This is a genomic window from Brucella pecoris (genome assembly GCF_006376675.1).
Classification (GTDB): Bacteria; Pseudomonadota; Alphaproteobacteria; order Rhizobiales; family Rhizobiaceae; genus Brucella; species Brucella pecoris.
The window spans coordinates 1-1,083 of sequence record NZ_VEWK01000060.1; the positions used below are offsets into that span (position 1 = coordinate 1).

The following is a 1,083-nucleotide window of genomic DNA, read 5'->3' on the forward strand; positions in this document are numbered from 1 at the left end:
TCATTACTCGATGATCGAAGCGACGATGCCTGCACCGACGGTGCGGCCACCTTCACGGATAGCGAAGCGGAGCTTCTCTTCCATGGCGATCGGGACGATCAGGCTGACGTCAACAGTGACGTTGTCGCCAGGCATAACCATTTCCGTACCTTCCGGCAGCGTGACAACACCGGTCACGTCCGTCGTGCGGAAGTAGAACTGCGGACGGTAGTTCGTGAAGAACGGCGTATGACGGCCACCTTCGTCCTTGGTCAGAATATAGGCTTCTGCCTTGAACTTGGTGTGCGGCTTAACCGAACCCGGCTTGCAGAGAACCTGGCCGCGCTCTACGTCTTCACGGCCAACGCCGCGGATCAGTGCACCGATGTTGTCGCCAGCCTGGCCCTGATCGAGCAGCTTGCGGAACATTTCAACGCCGGTAACCGTCGTCTTCGTCGTCGCCTTGATGCCGACGATTTCAACTTCTTCACCAACCTTGACGATACCGCGCTCAACGCGACCCGTCACAACCGTACCACGACCCGAGATCGAGAAAACGTCTTCGATCGGCATCAGGAACGGCTGGTCGATCGGACGTTCCGGGGTCGGAATGTAGTCGTCAACAGCGGCCATCAGCGAACGAACGGCGTCTTCGCCCAGTTCCTTCGAGGAATCTTCCAGTGCAGCAAGAGCCGAGCCCTTGATGATCGGAACTTCGTCGCCCGGGAAGTCGTACTTCGACAGAAGTTCGCGAACTTCCAGTTCAACCAGTTCGAGCAGTTCTGCGTCGTCAACCTGGTCGCACTTGTTCAGGAACACCACGATTGCCGGAACGCCAACCTGACGAGCGAGCAGGATGTGCTCACGGGTCTGCGGCATCGGGCCATCAGCAGCCGAAACAACCAGGATCGCGCCGTCCATCTGTGCCGCACCGGTGATCATGTTCTTCACATAGTCAGCGTGACCTGGGCAGTCGACGTGTGCATAGTGACGGTTTGCGGTTTCGTACTCGACGTGTGCCGTCGAGATCGTGATGCCACGGGCGCGCTCTTCAGGAGCGGCGTCGATCTGGTCATACGCCTTGAACTCGCCGAAAAACTTCGT

Annotated in this window: 1 protein-coding gene; it reads right to left on the bottom strand. The window is 58.4% G+C overall.

What is annotated here, in order from left to right; genetic code table 11:
* Positions 1–3: 3 nt before the first annotated feature.
* Positions 4–1,083 (bottom strand): elongation factor Tu (gene tuf / locus FIB18_RS24700; protein WP_140023485.1); only part of this gene is annotated, 1,080 nt, incomplete at its 5' end.